Annotated in this window: 16 protein-coding genes; 13 read left to right on the forward strand and 3 right to left on the reverse strand. The window is 70.5% G+C overall.

Annotated features, from left to right (window positions below):
- Nucleotides 1-23 precede the first annotated feature (23 nt).
- The 12 genes from btuB to AC0ZJQ_RS05935 all read left to right on the forward strand — a co-directional run bounded on the left by btuB (nt 24) and on the right by AC0ZJQ_RS05935 (nt 11,397).
- Entirely contained in the window at nt 24-1,886 is a 1,863-nt protein-coding gene (gene btuB / locus AC0ZJQ_RS05880; protein ID WP_102827363.1) for a TonB-dependent vitamin B12 receptor, read from the forward strand.
- Nucleotides 1,887-1,909: 23 nt separating this feature from the next.
- Nucleotides 1,910-2,485, forward strand: a complete 576-nt coding sequence (locus AC0ZJQ_RS05885) for a hypothetical protein (protein WP_155552103.1) — start codon at nt 1,910-1,912, stop codon at nt 2,483-2,485.
- Nucleotides 2,485-3,087, forward strand: a complete 603-nt coding sequence (gene cobO / locus AC0ZJQ_RS05890) for a cob(I)yrinic acid a,c-diamide adenosyltransferase (RefSeq protein ID WP_102827361.1) — start codon at nt 2,485-2,487, stop codon at nt 3,085-3,087. Before AC0ZJQ_RS05885 ends, cobO begins: the two co-directional genes overlap by 1 nt.
- A 138-nt stretch (nt 3,088-3,225) precedes the next feature.
- Nucleotides 3,226-4,518: a cobyrinate a,c-diamide synthase gene (locus AC0ZJQ_RS05895; protein WP_476477486.1), complete on the forward strand. Its 1,293-nt coding sequence runs from the start codon at nt 3,226-3,228 to the stop codon at nt 4,516-4,518.
- Nucleotides 4,515-5,165, forward strand: a complete 651-nt coding sequence (gene bluB, locus AC0ZJQ_RS05900) for a 5,6-dimethylbenzimidazole synthase (RefSeq protein WP_458989400.1) — start codon at nt 4,515-4,517, stop codon at nt 5,163-5,165. Before AC0ZJQ_RS05895 ends, bluB begins: the two co-directional genes overlap by 4 nt.
- A complete protein-coding gene (gene cbiB, locus AC0ZJQ_RS05905; RefSeq protein ID WP_476477487.1) occupies nt 5,162-6,073 on the forward strand; it encodes an adenosylcobinamide-phosphate synthase CbiB in 912 nt (303 codons plus the stop codon). The genes bluB and cbiB overlap by 4 nt, the downstream gene beginning before the upstream one ends.
- Nucleotides 6,066-7,049, forward strand: a complete 984-nt coding sequence (gene cobD / locus AC0ZJQ_RS05910) for a threonine-phosphate decarboxylase CobD (RefSeq protein WP_476477488.1) — start codon at nt 6,066-6,068, stop codon at nt 7,047-7,049. The genes cbiB and cobD overlap by 8 nt, the downstream gene beginning before the upstream one ends.
- Nucleotides 7,046-8,518 carry a cobyric acid synthase gene (locus AC0ZJQ_RS05915; RefSeq protein WP_476477489.1) on the forward strand — a complete coding sequence of 491 codons (1,473 nt, stop codon included), beginning with the start codon at nt 7,046-7,048 and terminating at the stop codon, nt 8,516-8,518. Before cobD ends, AC0ZJQ_RS05915 begins: the two co-directional genes overlap by 4 nt.
- Nucleotides 8,506-9,024, forward strand: a complete 519-nt coding sequence (gene cobU, locus AC0ZJQ_RS05920) for a bifunctional adenosylcobinamide kinase/adenosylcobinamide-phosphate guanylyltransferase (RefSeq protein WP_476477490.1) — start codon at nt 8,506-8,508, stop codon at nt 9,022-9,024. Before AC0ZJQ_RS05915 ends, cobU begins: the two co-directional genes overlap by 13 nt.
- Entirely contained in the window at nt 9,021-10,073 is a 1,053-nt protein-coding gene (gene cobT / locus AC0ZJQ_RS05925; protein WP_476477491.1) for a nicotinate-nucleotide--dimethylbenzimidazole phosphoribosyltransferase, read from the forward strand. The genes cobU and cobT overlap by 4 nt, the downstream gene beginning before the upstream one ends.
- Entirely contained in the window at nt 10,070-10,648 is a 579-nt protein-coding gene (gene cobC / locus AC0ZJQ_RS05930) for an alpha-ribazole phosphatase family protein (RefSeq protein WP_476477492.1), read from the forward strand. Before cobT ends, cobC begins: the two co-directional genes overlap by 4 nt.
- A 17-nt stretch (nt 10,649-10,665) precedes the next feature.
- Entirely contained in the window at nt 10,666-11,397 is a 732-nt protein-coding gene (locus AC0ZJQ_RS05935; protein ID WP_476477493.1) for an adenosylcobinamide-GDP ribazoletransferase, read from the forward strand.
- Here AC0ZJQ_RS05935 and AC0ZJQ_RS05940 read toward each other — a convergent pair.
- Entirely contained in the window at nt 11,394-12,326 is a 933-nt protein-coding gene (locus AC0ZJQ_RS05940) for a LysR family transcriptional regulator (RefSeq protein WP_476477494.1), read from the reverse strand. The genes AC0ZJQ_RS05935 and AC0ZJQ_RS05940 overlap by 4 nt on opposite strands.
- 134 nt (nt 12,327-12,460) lie before the next feature.
- Between AC0ZJQ_RS05940 and AC0ZJQ_RS05945 the strand changes: the two genes are divergently transcribed.
- Entirely contained in the window at nt 12,461-12,856 is a 396-nt protein-coding gene (locus AC0ZJQ_RS05945) for a RidA family protein (protein ID WP_476477495.1), read from the forward strand.
- 6 nt (nt 12,857-12,862) lie between these two features.
- Here the strand turns inward: AC0ZJQ_RS05945 and modC are convergent, their stop codons facing one another.
- Together modC and modB are read right to left on the reverse strand one after the other, a co-directional pair.
- Nucleotides 12,863-13,951, reverse strand: coding sequence for a molybdenum ABC transporter ATP-binding protein (modC, locus tag AC0ZJQ_RS05950; protein ID WP_476477496.1), 1,089 nt, complete (start codon nt 13,949-13,951; stop codon nt 12,863-12,865).
- The gene (gene modB, locus AC0ZJQ_RS05955; RefSeq protein ID WP_167136376.1) at nt 13,948-14,628 is read right to left on the reverse strand and encodes a molybdate ABC transporter permease subunit; all 681 of its coding nucleotides are present in this window, start codon (nt 14,626-14,628) and stop codon (nt 13,948-13,950) included. Before modB ends, modC begins: the two co-directional genes overlap by 4 nt.

Raw genomic sequence — 14,628 nt, forward strand, 5'->3', positions numbered from 1 at the left:
GCACGACGGAGAACCCTGATCCAATGCGCAACTCCCTTTCCCTGGCGGCCGTCCTGCTGGGCGTGCCTTCCGTTGCTCTGGCCCACGAGGGCGCCTTGTTGCTCGGCGAGCAGGTGATTACTGCCAGCCGGACCGGTGCCTCGCCGGTGGCTATCGCGGCCAGCAGCGTCATCACCCGCGAGCAGATCGAGCGCCAGCAGGCCGGCAGCGTGCCGGAGCTGCTGCAGCGCCTGGCCGGCGTCAGCGTCACCAGCAATGGTGGACGCGGCAAGAGCACCTCGGTGTCGATTCGTGGCACCAGCGACAAGCACGTGCTGGTGCTGATCGACGGTATCCGTGTCGGCTCGGCAACGTCCGGCAGCGCCGCGCTGCAGAGCATCCCGGTCGAGCAGATCGAGCGCATCGAGATCGTCCGCGGGCCGCGCTCCAGCCTGTACGGCTCGGAGGCGATGGGCGGGGTGATCCAGATTTTCACCCGCCGCGGCGGCGACGCCGGCGTCAAACCGTACTTCTCGGCGGGCGCCGGTTCGCGTTCGAGTTACAGCGGCTCGGCCGGGCTGTCTGGCGGTCAGGGCAACGGCTGGTTCAACCTCGGCGTGGCCAGCGAGTCCACCGATGGCATCAACGCCCGTGCCTGGCGCGCCAGCGCACCCGACGCCTACGAGCCGGACGCCGACGGCTACCGCGAGCTGTCCGCGCAGCTGCGCGCTGGCTATCGCTTCGCCAACGGCCTGGAGCTCGACGGCAGCTGGCTGCAGAGTGAGAACCACAGCGACTTCGACACCCGCTCGACGCGCGGCACCAGCGGCCGCGATGCCTACAGCGACGGCTCCCTGCAGGCACTCAGCGGCCGCGCGCGCTTTTCGCCGCTGACCTTCTGGGACGTCACCCTGCAGGCCGGGCACAGCGAGGACCTGAGCGACAACTTCCAGGATGGCGCCTTCTACTCGCGCTTCGATACCCGCCGCGACAGCCTGAGCTGGCAAAACGATTTCCATGTCGGCGAGGCGCAGGTGCTGAGCCTCGGCATGGACTACCAGCAGGACCGCATCGACAGCAGCGACGCCTACGCCGAGGACAGCCGCTACAACCGCGGCTACTTCGTCCAGTATCAGGCTGCCTTCGGCCGGCACGGCGTGCAGGCCGGCCTGCGCCGCGACAAGGACGAGTTCTTCGGCTCCCACGATACCGGCAGCCTCGGCTACAGCTTCGAGCTGAGCGAGGCGCTGACGCTCACCGCTGCCTACGGCACCGCCTACCGCGCGCCGACTTTCAACGATCTGTACTACCCGGCCAGCGCCTTTACCACCGGCAACCCGGACGTCAAGCCGGAGGAGTCGCAAAGCTACGAGCTGGGCATCCGCGGCAACCACGGCTGGGGCGAGTGGAGCGTCAACGCCTACGAAAACCAGATCGAGGACCTGATTGTCTGGGCCGGCACCAGTCCCATGCGCCCGGAGAACGTCGACGTGGCGCGCATCCGCGGCATCGAGACCAGCGTCGCCACGGTGCTGGCTGGCTGGGAGGTGGCCGCCAACCTGACCGTCATGGACCCGCAGGACCGCAGCAAGGCCAACCATGGTCACCTGCTGCAGCGCCGCGCCAAGCGCCAGTTCAACCTCGATGTCGATCGCCAGTTCGGCGCCATCGGCCTGGGCGCCTCGCTGTATGCGTCCAGCGAGCGCTTCGACAAGGCCAGCAACGCCGACGACACGCGCATGCCCGGCTACGCGCTGGTGGACCTGCGCAGCGAATACCGCGTCGACGACGCCTGGCGCCTGCAGTTCAAGCTGGCGAACCTGTTCGACCGCGACTACGAAACCACCCAGACCTACGAACAGCCCGGCCGCGCGGTGTACTTCACCGTCCGCTACCAGGCGATCTGAACCCCCCACCCGAGGAGCACCGCATGCACGTCCTTTCCACCCGCGCTCAACTGGCAATCGGCGTCGCGCTGATCCTGCTGCTGGCCATGACCCGCGGCCAGCACTTCGCCAGCGTCGAGAACCTGCCCAGCGCCAGCTGGTCGATCTTCTTCCTCGCCGGCTTCTACCTGCGCCCGCGCGCGATGTTCGCGCTGTTGTTCGCCGAAGCCTCCGTGCTGGACTTCGCCTCCCTGGCCAGCGGCACCATCAGCGACTGGTGCCTGTCGCCCGCCTACTGGGCGCTGGTGCCGGCCTACGGCAGCCTGTGGCTGGCCGGGCGGCTGTTCGCCGGCTGGCAGCGCGGCGACCTGCGCAGCCTCGCGCTGCTGGTGCCGACGCTGATGGTGGCGGCCTTCGTTGCCTACCTGCTCTCCGGCGGCGGTTTTTACTTCTTCTCCGGACGTTACCCCGAGCCGACGCTGGCCGGCTTCCTGCCGCGCATCGCCGAGTACGTGCCGCGGCATCTGGGCAACCTGGCGTTCTACGTCGGCACCGCGCTGGTGCTGCACGTCGGCATCGTCTCGGCTCTGCGCCTGAACCGCCTGCGGCAGGCGCACTGATGGACGCGCGTGACGAGCGGCACCGCGCGCGCATGCAGCGCAAGAAGGCGCTGGTGGACGAGAAGATCGCCCAGGCGCAGGACGAATACGGCCTGCTGCTGGTGCACAGCGGCAACGGCAAGGGCAAGAGCAGCTCGGCCTTCGGCATGGTCGCCCGCGCGCTCGGCCACGGCATGCAGGTCGGCATCGTGCAGTTCATCAAGGGCGCGGCCAGCACCGGCGAGGAGGCGTTCTTCCGCCGCTTTCCCGACGAGGTGCGCTACCACGTGATGGGCGAGGGCTTCACCTGGGAAACCCAGGACCGCCAGCGCGACATCGCCAAGGCGCAGCAAGCCTGGGCCGTGGCCCGCGAGCTGCTCGACGACGAACGCATCGGCCTGGTGGTGCTCGATGAGCTGAACATCGCGTTGAAGTACGGCTATCTGGAGCTGGACCGCGTGCTCGCCGACATCGCCGCGCGGCCGCTGCTGCAGCACGTCGTGGTGACCGGTCGCGGCGCGCTGCCGGGGATGATCGAAGCCGCCGACACGGTGACCGAGATGAACCTGGTCAAGCACGCGTTCAAGGCTGGAGTGAAGGCGCAGAAGGGCGTGGAGTTCTGATGCCGGCGCTCAAGACCTTCACGGGGCGCGTTTTCGGTGGATGGGTGAAGCGTCTCCACCCTACGTCAGGCCTCGGAACTGTAGCGTGGATGTCGCTCTTTACATCCACCGTGACTCAACCCGCCCCGTGAGGCTGCGATGAATAGCAGAAATTGTCCGGCGCTGCTGATCGCCGCGCCTGCCTCCGGTCAGGGCAAGACCACCGTCACCGCCGCCCTGGCGCGCCTGCACACGCAGGCCGGGCGGCGCGTGCGGGTGTTCAAGTGCGGGCCGGATTTTCTCGACCCGATGATCCTCGCGCGCGCCAGCGGTCAGCCGGTGTACCAGCTCGATCTGTGGATGGTCGGCGAGGAGCAGTCGCGGCGCCTGCTGTGGGAGGCGGCGGGCGAGGCCGACCTGATCCTCATCGAAGGGGTGATGGGGCTGTTCGACGGCGCCCCCTCGGCCGCCGATCTGGCGCGGCGCTTCGGCGTGCCGGTGCTGGCGGTGATCGACGGCTCGGCGATGGCGCAGACCTTCGGCGCGCTGGCGCACGGGCTGGCGAGCTTCCAGGCGGACCTGCCGTTCGCCGGCGTGCTGGCCAACCGTGTCGGCAGTGCGCGGCACGGCGAGATCCTGCGCGACAGCCTGCCGGCGCCGCTGCGCTGGTATGGCGCACTGCCGCGCAGCACCGAGGTGGAGCTGCCGAGCCGCCATCTGGGACTGGTCCAGGCCGAGGAACTGGCCGATCTGGATGCACGCCTGGACGCCGCCGCCGAGGCGCTGGCGCAGAGCGCGGATACCGAACTGCCGCCAGCAGTGACGTTTGCCGCGCCGCAGGTCGCGCCCGTCGAGCCGCTGCTGGCCGGCGTGCGCATCGGCGTCGCGCGCGATGCCGCCTTCGCCTTTCTCTACCAGGCCAACCTCGACCTGTTGCGTGCGCTGGGCGCCGAGCTGCTGTTCTTCTCGCCGCTGCGCTTCACCCGCCTGCCGGCCGTCGACAGCCTCTATCTGCCGGGCGGCTATCCGGAACTGCACCTGCGTGGCCTCTCGCGCAACCGGCCGATGGCCGAGGCGATCCGCGCGCACCACGCCGCCGGCAAGCCGATTCTTGCCGAGTGCGGCGGCATGCTCTACCTGCTCGACGGGCTGACCGACACCGCTGGCGTGCGTGAGCCCATGCTCGGTCTGCTGCCGGGCGAGGCACGGATGCGCCCGCGCCTGACCGCCCTGGCGCTGCAGGAAGTGGCCCTGCCGGAAGGCCGTCTGCGCGGCCACACCTTCCATCATTCGGAGCTGGAGTCGCCGCTCGAACCGCTGGCCCGCGGCGAGTGCCCGAACTACCGGCGAACCGCCGAAGCCGTCTACCGGCAGGGGCGGCTGACGGCCTCCTACATCCACTTCCATATGCCGTCCGATCCCGTGGCGGCCGCGGCCCTGTTGCGACCATGAACGAACACGCCTTCACCGACGAACAACGCGCCGGCGTCTACCGGGCCATCGCCGAGCGCCGCGACATGCGCCATTTCAGCGGCGGCGAGGTGGCGCCTGAATTGCTGGCCAGGCTGCTGCAGGCCGCGCACCGCGCGCCCAGCGTCGGCCTCATGCAGCCCTGGCGCTTCGTGCGCATCACCTCGACCGAGCTGCGCGCCCGCATCGCGGCGCTGGTCGAGGCCGAGCGCCAGTGCACCGCCGAGGCGCTGGGCGAGCGTTCCGCCGAGTTCCTGCGGCTCAAGGTCGAGGGCATCCATGACTGCGCCGAGCTGCTGGTCGCGGCGCTGATGGACGGGCGCGAGGCGCACGTGTTCGGTCGGCGCACCCTGCCGGAGATGGACCTCGCCTCGCTGGCCTGCGCGATCCAGAATCTCTGGCTTGCCGCGCGCGCCGAAGGGCTGGGTCTGGGCTGGGTCTCGCTGTTCGATCCGCAGGCGCTGGCCGAACTGCTCGGCATGCCGGCCGGCGCCAAGCCGATGGCGATTCTCTGCCTCGGGCCGGTGCACGCTTTCTATCCGGCGCCGATGCTGGAGCTGGAGGGCTGGACCCAGGGCCGACCGCTGGCCGAGCTGCTCTATCAGGACCGCTGGGGTGAGCAGCCATGAGCCTGGCGCTGAGCTGCCTGGCCGGCGTCGCGCTCGATGCGCTGCTCGGCGAGCCCAGGCGGGCGCACCCGCTGGTGGCTTTCGGTCGTCTGGCCGATCTGCTGGAGCGACGTTTCAATGGCCCCGAAGAACGCGGCTGGCGCAGCCACGGCGTGACCGCCTGGTGCCTGGCGGTGCTGCCGCTGACGGCACTGGCCTGGCTGCTCGCGCGGTTGCCGGGCGTAGGCTGGCTGGTGGAGGTCGTCCTGCTCTACCTCGCCCTCGGTCTGCGCAGCCTCGGCGCCCATGCGCTGCCGGTGGCACGTGCGCTGTGGCGCAACGATCTGGAGCAGGCGCGGCGCTGCGTCGGGCACATCGTCAGCCGTGACACCAGCGCGCTGGATGTGCCCGGTGTGTCCCGCGCCGCCACCGAGTCGGTGCTGGAAAACGGCAGCGATGCGGTATTCGCCGCGCTGTTCTGGTTCGCCGTCGCCGGCGCGCCGGGCGTGGTGCTCTATCGGCTGAGCAACACGCTGGATGCCATGTGGGGCTATCGCACCGCGCGCTTCGAGCGCTTCGGCTGGGCGGCGGCGCGGATCGACGATGGCCTCAACTACCTGCCGGCGCGCCTCACCGCGCTGACCTATGCGCTGCTCGGTCGGACCCGTCGCGCGCTGCACTGCTGGCGCATCCAGGCGCCGCGGTGGGACAGCCCCAACGCCGGGCCGGTGATGGCCGCCGGTGCCGGTGCGCTGGGCGTGGAGCTGGGCGGGCCGGCGTTCTATCACGGCGAGCGCCACGAGCGCCCCGTGCTGGGCCAGGGCAGGGCGCCGGGCGCGCGCGATATCGAGCGAGCGCTGGATCTGGTCTGGGCCGGCGTCGGCGTCTGGCTGCTGGCGCTGCTGCTTGGAGCCTGGCTGCATGCTTGAGCACGGCGGACGCCTGCGCGCGGCGGCGCGCCAGTACGGCATCGCGCCCGCCGACTGGCTGGACCTTTCCACCGGCGTGGCGCCCTACACGCCGACCCTGCCGGACATTCCCGTCAGCGCCTGGGCGCGTCTGCCGGAAGCCGACGACGACCTGCCAGCCGTGGCGCGGGACTACTACGGCAGCGCCGAGCTGCTGCCGGTGGCCGGTTCGCAGGCGGCGATCCAGACCTTGCCGCGTCTGCGGCGGCGGGCGCGGGTCGGTGTCGTTGCCCCCTGTTACGCCGAACACGCCGCCGCCTGGCAGCGCGAAGGCCATGCGCTGGTGGAGCTGAGCGAAGCCGGCGTGCCGCGTGCGCTGGAGCAGCTCGACGTGCTGGTGGTGATCAATCCGAACAACCCCAGTGGCCGGCTGTTCGACGCGGCGCAGCTGCTGCACTGGCACGCCAGTCTGGCGGCGCGCGGCGGCTGGCTGGTGGTCGACGAGGCGTTCATGGACTGCACGCCGCAGCACAGCCTGGCCGGATACGCCGGGCGCAGCGGGCTGATCGTGCTGCGTTCGGTCGGCAAGTTCTTCGGCCTGGCCGGCGCGCGGCTGGGCTTCGTGCTGGCCGAGCGCGCGGTGCTCGCGGCCCTCGACGAGCTGCTCGGACCCTGGTCGGTCGGCGGCCCGACACGCCTGCTTGGCACCGCGCTGCTCGCCGATGGCGACGCCCAGCAACGCCAGCGTCAGCGCCTGCAGGCCGATGGCCAGCGGCTTGCCAGGCTGCTGGCCCAGCACGCGCTGGCGCCGCTGGGCGGCTGCGCGCTGTTCCAGTGGTGCGTCGACCCGCGGGCGGCCTGGCTGCACGAGCAACTGGCGCGCCGCGGCATTCTGGTCCGCCTGTTCGCGCAGCCCGAAAGCCTGCGCTTCGGCCTGCCGCCCGATGAAGCCGGTTGGCAACGTCTCGAAACCGCCTTGAGGACGCTATCTCCATGACCACGCTGATGGTGCAGGGCACCACCTCCGATGCCGGCAAGAGCACTTTGGTGACCGCGCTGTGCCGCTGGCTGGCCCGCCAGGGCGTCGCGGTGGCGCCGTTCAAGCCGCAGAACATGGCGCTCAACAGCGCGGTCACTGCGGATGGCGGCGAGATCGGCCGTGCCCAGGCCGTGCAGGCTCAGGCCGCCAATCTGGCACCGCACACCGACATGAATCCGGTACTGCTCAAGCCCAACAGCGACATCGGCGCCCAGGTGATCATCCACGGCCGCGCGCTCGCCAGCATGGATGCCGTCGCCTATCACGACTACAAGCGTGTCGCCATGCAGGCGGTGCTCGACTCGCATCGGCGGTTGTCCGCGGCCTACCGGGTGGTGATGGTCGAGGGCGCCGGCTCGCCCGCGGAAATCAACCTGCGCGCCGGCGACATCGCCAACATGGGCTTCGCCGAGGCGGTGGACTGCCCGGTGATCCTCATCGCCGATATCGACCGCGGTGGGGTGTTCGCCCATCTGGTCGGCACCCTGGAGCTGCTGTCGGCTTCCGAGCAGGCGCGGGTGCGCGGCTTCGTCATCAACCGTTTTCGCGGCGATATCGCCCTGCTGCAACCGGGGCTCGACTGGCTGGAGCAGCGCACCGGCAAGCCGGTGCTGGGCGTGCTGCCGTACCTGACCGACTTCCATCTGGAGGCCGAGGACGCCATCGATACGCGCCAGGCCGGCAAGGCTGCGGCGACGCTGAAGGTGGTGGTGCCGGTGCTGCCGCGCATCAGCAACCATACCGATTTCGACCCGCTGCGCCTGCACCCGCAGGTCGATCTGCAGTTCGTCGGTCCCGGTCAGCCGATTCCGCCGGCGGACCTGCTGATCCTGCCCGGCTCGAAAAGCGTGCGCGCCGACCTCGCGTTTCTGCGTGCCAATGGCTGGGGGACGGCGATCCGCCGGCACCTGCGTTACGGCGGCCGGCTGCTGGGTATCTGCGGCGGGCTGCAGATGCTCGGCAGGCGTATCGCCGATCCGCTCGGCCTGGAAGGTGCGCCGGGCGAAAGCGCCGGGCTGGGCCTGCTCGATTTCACCACCGAGCTCGCTGCCGAAAAGCAGCTGTGCAACGTGCAGGGCCGACTGGCGCTGGAGGGCGAGGCTGTCAGCGGCTACGAGATTCATGCCGGCGTCAGCACGGGGCCAGCGCTCGAGCGCGCCGCGGTCGAGCTGGACGATGGCCGCCGCGATGGTGCGCTCAGCGCCGACGGGCAGGTGCTCGGCACCTACCTGCATGGCCTGTTCGAGGGGCCGGCCGCCTGCGCCGCGCTGCTGCGCTGGGCCGGTCTGGGCACGGTGGACACGGTGGATTACCACGCACTGCGCGAGCGCGAGATCGAGCGCCTGGCCGATCTGGTCGAGGCGCATCTGGACACCGCACGGCTACGCGAACTTTGCGGGCTGGGAGGCCGGACATGCTCGAACTGATTCTCGGTGGCGCGCGGTCCGGCAAGAGCCGGCTGGCCGAGCGGCTGGCTGCCGACAGCGATCTGGCGGTGACCTACATCGCCACCAGCCAGGCGCTGGACGGCGAGATGGCCGCGCGCATCGTCCACCACCGTCAGCGCCGCCCGGCGCACTGGGCGCTGGTCGAGGAGCCGCTGCAGCTGGCCCGGGTGTTGCGCGAGCAGGCCGGCGCACAGCGCTGCCTGCTGGTCGACTGCCTGACCCTGTGGCTGACCAATCTGCTGATGCTGGAGGACCCGGCGCGCCTCGCCGCGGAACGCGATGCCTTCCTCGAATGCCTGGGTGAACTGCCGGGGCGGGTCATCCTGGTTAGCAACGAAACCGGGCTTGGCGTGGTGCCACTGGGCGAGCTGACCCGGCGGTATGTGGACGAAGCCGGCTGGCTGCACCAGGCCGTGGCCGAACGGGCGGAGCGGGTGACCTTCATGGTCGCCGGCCTGCCGATGATTCTCAAAGGAGCGCGATGATGGATGAGTGGTGGAAGGGAGCATGCCAGCCGCTGGATGCGGTGATGCGCGAGCGCGCGCTGGCGCGGCAGGATCAGCTGACCAAACCGCGTGGCGCGCTCGGCCGGCTGGAGGAGCTGGCGGTGCAGCTGGCGGCGCTGCAGGGGTGTGAGCGGCCGCAGGTCGAACGCGTGCACGTCAGCGTGTTCGCCGGCGACCACGGCGTGGTCGAGGAGGGCGTTTCGGCCTTTCCGCAGGCGGTGACCGGGCAGATGCTGCGCAACTTCGTCGGGGGCGGCGCGGCACTGGCGGTGCTGGCGCGGCGGCTGGGTTCGGTGCTGGAAGTGATCGACCTGGGCACCGTCGAGCCGCTGCAGCTGGCCGGCGTCAGTCACCTGCGTCTGGGACCGGGCACCGCCAACTTCACCCGCGAGGCGGCGATGAGCGACCAGCAGTTGCAGCAGGCGCTTGGCGCCGGCCGCGACACGGCGAGCCGCGCGGCAGCCAGCGCGGCGCAGCTGTTCATCGGCGGCGAGATGGGCATCGGCAACACCACCTGCGCCAGCGCGCTGGCCGCGGCGCTGCTGCCACATTCGCCACTGACCCTGGTCGGACCGGGCACCGGCCTGGATGGCGACGGCGTGCGGCGCAAGCTGGCGGCGGTGCAGACCGCGCTGCGACTGCACGCCGGGCATTGCGTCGAACCGTTGGAAACACTGCGCCGGCTCGGCGGTTTCGAAGTCGCGGCGCTGGCCGGCGCCTACCTGGGCTGCGCGCAGCAGGGCATCCCCGTACTGGTGGACGGTTTCATCTGCAGCGCCGCGGCCCTGTGCGCGGTGCGGCTGAACCCGACCTGCCGGCCGTGGCTGCTGTTCGCCCATCGCTCCGCCGAGCCGGGCCATCTGGCGGTGCTGCAGGCGCTCGAAGCCGAACCGCTGCTGGACCTCGGCCTGCGTCTGGGCGAGGGCAGCGGCGCGGCGCTGGCGGTGCCGCTGCTGCAGCAGGCCTGTGCGCTGCACAACGAGATGGCCACCTTCGCCGAGGCGGCGGTGGCGCAAGGGGCGGTGTGAGCCTGCGCATCGACCTGCTGCGCCACGGCGAGACCGAGCGCGGCGGCGGCTTTCGCGGCAGCTTGGACGACGCGCTGACGGTGCGCGGCTGGCAGCAGATGCACGCCGCGCTGCACGCCGCCGGCCCGTGGGATGCCCTGGTCAGCTCGCCGCTGCAACGCTGCGCCGCGTTTGCCGGCCAGCTCGCCGCGCAGCGTGGCCTGCCATTGCGGCTGGAGCCGGACCTGCGCGAGCTGCATTTCGGCGACTGGGAAGGCCGCAGTGCCGCCGAGCTGATGCAGACCGACGCCGAGGCGCTGGGACGCTTCTGGGCCGACCCCTTCAGGTTCACCCCGCCGGCGGGCGAGCCGCTGGCGCAGTTCCAGCACCGGGTGTTCGCCGCCGTGCAGCGCCTGCAGCACGAATACGCCGGGCAACGGCTGCTGCTGATCGGCCACGCCGGCGTCATGCGGCTGCTGCTGGCGCGCGCCCGCGGCCTGCCGCGCGAGCGGCTGCTCGAGGTCAGCGTGGCGCATGGCGAACTGCTGCCGCTGAGCCTGCCGTGGCCGGTGGAGCGTGTCTGGCCCAACCCCTGAACCTGCCTGGAATGCCCATGCTGCCGTTGCTCATCGCCGTGCAATTTCTCACCAGCCTGCCGATTCGCCTGCCGGCCATGCCGACCGCGCAGCAGCAGGGGCGCTCGCTGCTGCACTACCCGAGCGTGGGCCTGCTGCTCGGCGCCCTGCTGTGGCTGGCCGCGCTGCTGCTGGCCGGCGCACCGCCGATGCTGCAGGCCGCACTCGTGCTCACGCTGTGGGTCGCGCTGAGCGGCGCGCTGCACCTCGATGGCCTGGCCGACAGTGCCGACGCCTGGCTCGGTGGCTTCGGCGACCGCGCGCGTACGCTGGAAATCATGAAGGACCCGCGCAGCGGCCCGGTGGCCGTGGTGGTGCTGGTGCTGCTGCTGTTGCTGAAGTTCGTCGCGTTGCTGGTGCTGTTGCAGGCGCAGCAGCTTGTGGCGCTGCTGCTGGCGCCGCTGCTCGGCCGTGCGGCGCTGCTGGCGCTGTTCCTCTCGACCGCCTATGTGCGGCCGAACGGTCTCGGTCAGGCACTGGCGGCGAACCTGCCGCGCGAGCGCGCGCGCGGCGTGCTGGCGGTGGTGGTCATCGGCTGCCTGCCGTTCGGCATCGGCGGGTTGCTCGCCCTGGCGTGCGCCGCGGTGACTTTCATGCTGGCGCGCCGCGCCATGTGTCGTCGTCTGGGCGGCACCACCGGTGATACCGCCGGCGCGCTGCTGGAACTGGTGGAATGTGCCGTGCTGCTGGGGCTGGCGCTGCAGGCCTAGCCTCGCCCTGGCGCCCGCGCGATCACCGGCGCATGTTGCGCCATCAGCGCGACGATCCAGTCGATGAACACCCGCAGCTTCGCGCTGACGTGGCGGTTCGGCGCGAAGGCCAGGTACAGCGGCATCGGATCGAGTTGCCAGTCATCGAACAGCCGCACCAGTTCACCGTTCGCCAGGTGCTCGGCGGCCATGTAGTCGGGCAGCCAGAAGACGCCCATTCCGGCCAGTCCGGCAGCGAGGTAGGCGTTGCCGTCATCCACCGCGAGCACGTAGCGGCCCTGTACCTGCACTCGCTCGCCCTGGCGGTGCATCGCATACGGCGTGGGCTTGCCGGTGCGCGCCCAGAGAAAACCGACGATCCGGTGGTGGGTGTTTTCCAGTTCGCCGGGATGCGTTGGGGTGCCAGCGCGCTGCAGGTAGCCAGGTGCGGCATACACGGCCAGGCGCAGGTCGCCGACGTGGCGGGCGATCAGCGATTGATCGCTCAGCTCGCCGCCGCGCACCACGCAATCGACGTTCTCGTCGATCAGGTCGACCCGCCGGTCGCTGACGCCCATGTCCAGCTGGATGTCCGGGTAGCGCGCATGGAAGGCCGGCAGCGCCGGGATCAGGATCATACGTGCCAGCGGGCTGGGCACGTCCACGCGCAGGCGTCCTCTGGGTACGGTGGCTGCGCCGGACAGGCTGGTCTCGACATCATCCAGCTCGGCCAGCAGGCGCACCACGCGCTCGTAGTAGGCAGCGCCATCGGCGGTGACGTTGACCTTGCGCGTGGTGCGGTTGAGCAGGCGAACCCGCAACCGCGCCTCCAGCTGTTGAATCATCTGGGTGACGCTGGTCTTGCCGATCTGCAGCGTTTCGGCCGCCTTGGTGAAGCTGCCGGTTTCCACCACGCGGGCGAACGCCTGCATCGCATCGAAACGGTCCATCTGCGCTCCGCTGATTGTTTGGTTTTCGCGAACAGTCTTGGTCGGGCTGGCGAGTTTATCCAGCCAGGCGGCAACCCTACAGTGGGTGCGTATTCATCGACGGGTCGGCAGCGGCCCCACTGGAGGAGAGCGTCATGACCCGCGACGTCGTTTTTCCGCCTGCGCGCCAGGCACTGTACGAGCGCAACCGCTATTCGCCAGCGATCCGCGCCAATGGCTTGCTGTTCGTCTCCGGGCAGGTCGGCAGCCGCGAGGACGGTTCGCCGGAGCCGGAGCTGGAGGCGCAGGTCCGACGCGCGTTCGACAACCTCAACGCGATCCTCGACGCCGCGGGCTGCACCTTCGCGGATGTGGTCGACGTGACGGTGTTCATGGTCGATCCGCCGGCGATCTTCGAGCGCGTCTGGCAGGTCGTGGCGCAGTACTGGGGCGTGGCGCCGCATCCGACGCTGACGGCCGTCGGGGTGACCTGGCTCTACGGCTTCCAGTTCGAGATCAAGGTCATCGCCCAACTGCCCGAGGCGGTCTGAGCGGGCTCAGCCCAGCAGCGCCACCGTCTTGATCTGCGCCCACAGCGCCTTGCCGGGAACCACGCCGAGCTGGTCCGCCGAACGCCGGGTGATGCGCGCCAGCAGTGGCGTGCCGCCGGCATCCAGGCGCACCAGCACGTGCGCCGGGGTATCGGCCGCCGCCAGTGCCTCGACGCGGGCCGGCAGCAGGTTGCTGATGCTGCTGCCTTCGGCACGCTCCAGCGCCAGGCTGACGTCGCGCGCATGCACGCGAAAACGCAGGCGCTGGCCGATGGCCTGCGGGCGTTGTGAAACCAGCACTTCGCCGCCGGGAAATACCAGCCGGGTCAGGTGATAGGCGGGGTCGTGCCCGGCGATCTCGCCTTCGACCACCACGCCGGCGTCGTCGCTGAAGGCGGTCGGCAGGTCGAGCCGCGCCAGCGTCTCGCGCAGTTCGCCCTGGGCGATGGCACGGCCCTGATCGAGCAGCACCAGATGATCGGCCAGCCGCGCCACCTCGTCCGGCGAATGGCTGACGTAGAGCACCGGGATGTCCAGCTCGTCGTGCAGGCGTTCGAGATAGGGCAGGATTTCGTGCTTGCGCTTGAGGTCCAGCGCCGCCAGCGGCTCGTCCATCAGCAGCAGGCGCGGGCTGGTGAGCAGCGCGCGGGCCATGCCGACACGCTGGCGCTCGCCGCCGGACAGCCGCCCGGGCATGCGTTCGAGCAGATGGCCGATGCCCAGCAGGTCCACTGCCTGATCCCAGGCCACGCGCCGTTCTGCCGCCGCCACGCGCTTCATGCCGAACTGCAGATTGCGCCGCACCGAGAGGTGCGTGAACAGGTTGGCGTCCTGGAACACGTAGCCGATGGCGCGCCGGTGCGGCGGTAGGAACAGCCCGCGGGCGCTGTCCTGCCAGCATTCGCCGTTGATCTCCAGTTGCCCGCGGGCGCCGCGTTCCAGTCCGGCCACACAGCGCAGCAGCGTGGTCTTGCCGGAGCCGGAATGGCCGAACAGCGCCGTGACGCCGCGCCCGGGCAGCGCCAGGTCGACGTCCAGGCGGAAGTCGGCGTAGTCCACGCGCAGACAGGCGCGAATTGCCTGGGCGCCGCTCATCCGCGCCACCCTTGACGCTGACGGCTGCCATACAGCGCCAGCAGCACGAGGAAGGAGAACAGCAGCATGCCGCCGGCCAGCCAGTGCGCCTGGGCGTACTCCATCGCCTCGACGTGATCGTAGATCTGCACCGAGACCACGCGGGTCTTCTCGGGAATGTTGCCGCCGATCATCAGCACCACGCCGAACTCGCCGACGGTATGGGCGAAGCCGAGGATGCTGGCGGTGACGAAGCCCGGGCGCGCCAGCGGCAGCACCACGCTGAAGAAACAGTCCCACGGGCTGGCGCGCAGCGTCGCGGCGGCCTCCAGCGGCGCATCGCCGATGGCCTCGAAGGCGTTCTGCAGCGGCTGCACGACGAAGGGCATCGAGTACAGCACCGAGCCGACCACCAGACCGGCGAAGCTGAACGGCAACAGGCCCAGACCCAGGCTCTGGGTGAGCTGGCCGAGCAGTCCGTTCGGCCCCATCGCCACCAGCAGATAGAAGCCCAGCACGGTCGGCGGTAGCACCAGCGGCAGCGCCACCACCGCGCCGATCGGCCCGCGCCACCTGGAATGCGTGCGCGCCAGCCACCACGCCAGCGGTGTGCCGAGCAGCAACAGCAGCACGGTGGTGGTGCTGGCCAGCTTGATGGTCAGCCAGATCGCGGCGAGATCGACGCTGTCGAGCATCAT

The sequence above is a fragment of the Stutzerimonas sp. 21-1 genome (genome assembly GCF_056336065.1).

Bases quoted from the DNA above. Each gene is read 5' to 3' on its own strand.
- cobD (WP_476477488.1), top strand. From the start codon at position 6,066: ATGCTTGAGCACGGCGGACGCCTGCGCGCGGCGGCGCGCCAGTACGGC.
- AC0ZJQ_RS05945 (WP_476477495.1), top strand. From the start codon at position 12,461: ATGACCCGCGACGTCGTTTTTCCGCCTGCGCGCCAGGCACTGTACGAG.
- AC0ZJQ_RS05915 (WP_476477489.1), top strand. From the start codon at position 7,046: ATGACCACGCTGATGGTGCAGGGCACCACCTCCGATGCCGGCAAGAGC.
- modC (WP_476477496.1), bottom strand. From the start codon at position 13,951: ATGAGCGGCGCCCAGGCAATTCGCGCCTGTCTGCGCGTGGACTACGCC.
- cbiB (WP_476477487.1), top strand. From the start codon at position 5,162: ATGAGCCTGGCGCTGAGCTGCCTGGCCGGCGTCGCGCTCGATGCGCTG.
- modB (WP_167136376.1), bottom strand. From the start codon at position 14,628: ATGATGCTCGACAGCGTCGATCTCGCCGCGATCTGGCTGACCATCAAG.
- cobO (WP_102827361.1), top strand. From the start codon at position 2,485: ATGGACGCGCGTGACGAGCGGCACCGCGCGCGCATGCAGCGCAAGAAG.
- AC0ZJQ_RS05940 (WP_476477494.1), bottom strand. From the start codon at position 12,326: ATGGACCGTTTCGATGCGATGCAGGCGTTCGCCCGCGTGGTGGAAACC.
- AC0ZJQ_RS05895 (WP_476477486.1), top strand. From the start codon at position 3,226: ATGAATAGCAGAAATTGTCCGGCGCTGCTGATCGCCGCGCCTGCCTCC.
- btuB (WP_102827363.1), top strand. From the start codon at position 24: ATGCGCAACTCCCTTTCCCTGGCGGCCGTCCTGCTGGGCGTGCCTTCC.
- cobT (WP_476477491.1), top strand. From the start codon at position 9,021: ATGATGGATGAGTGGTGGAAGGGAGCATGCCAGCCGCTGGATGCGGTG.
- AC0ZJQ_RS05935 (WP_476477493.1), top strand. From the start codon at position 10,666: ATGCTGCCGTTGCTCATCGCCGTGCAATTTCTCACCAGCCTGCCGATT.
- cobU (WP_476477490.1), top strand. From the start codon at position 8,506: ATGCTCGAACTGATTCTCGGTGGCGCGCGGTCCGGCAAGAGCCGGCTG.
- bluB (WP_458989400.1), top strand. From the start codon at position 4,515: ATGAACGAACACGCCTTCACCGACGAACAACGCGCCGGCGTCTACCGG.
- AC0ZJQ_RS05885 (WP_155552103.1), top strand. From the start codon at position 1,910: ATGCACGTCCTTTCCACCCGCGCTCAACTGGCAATCGGCGTCGCGCTG.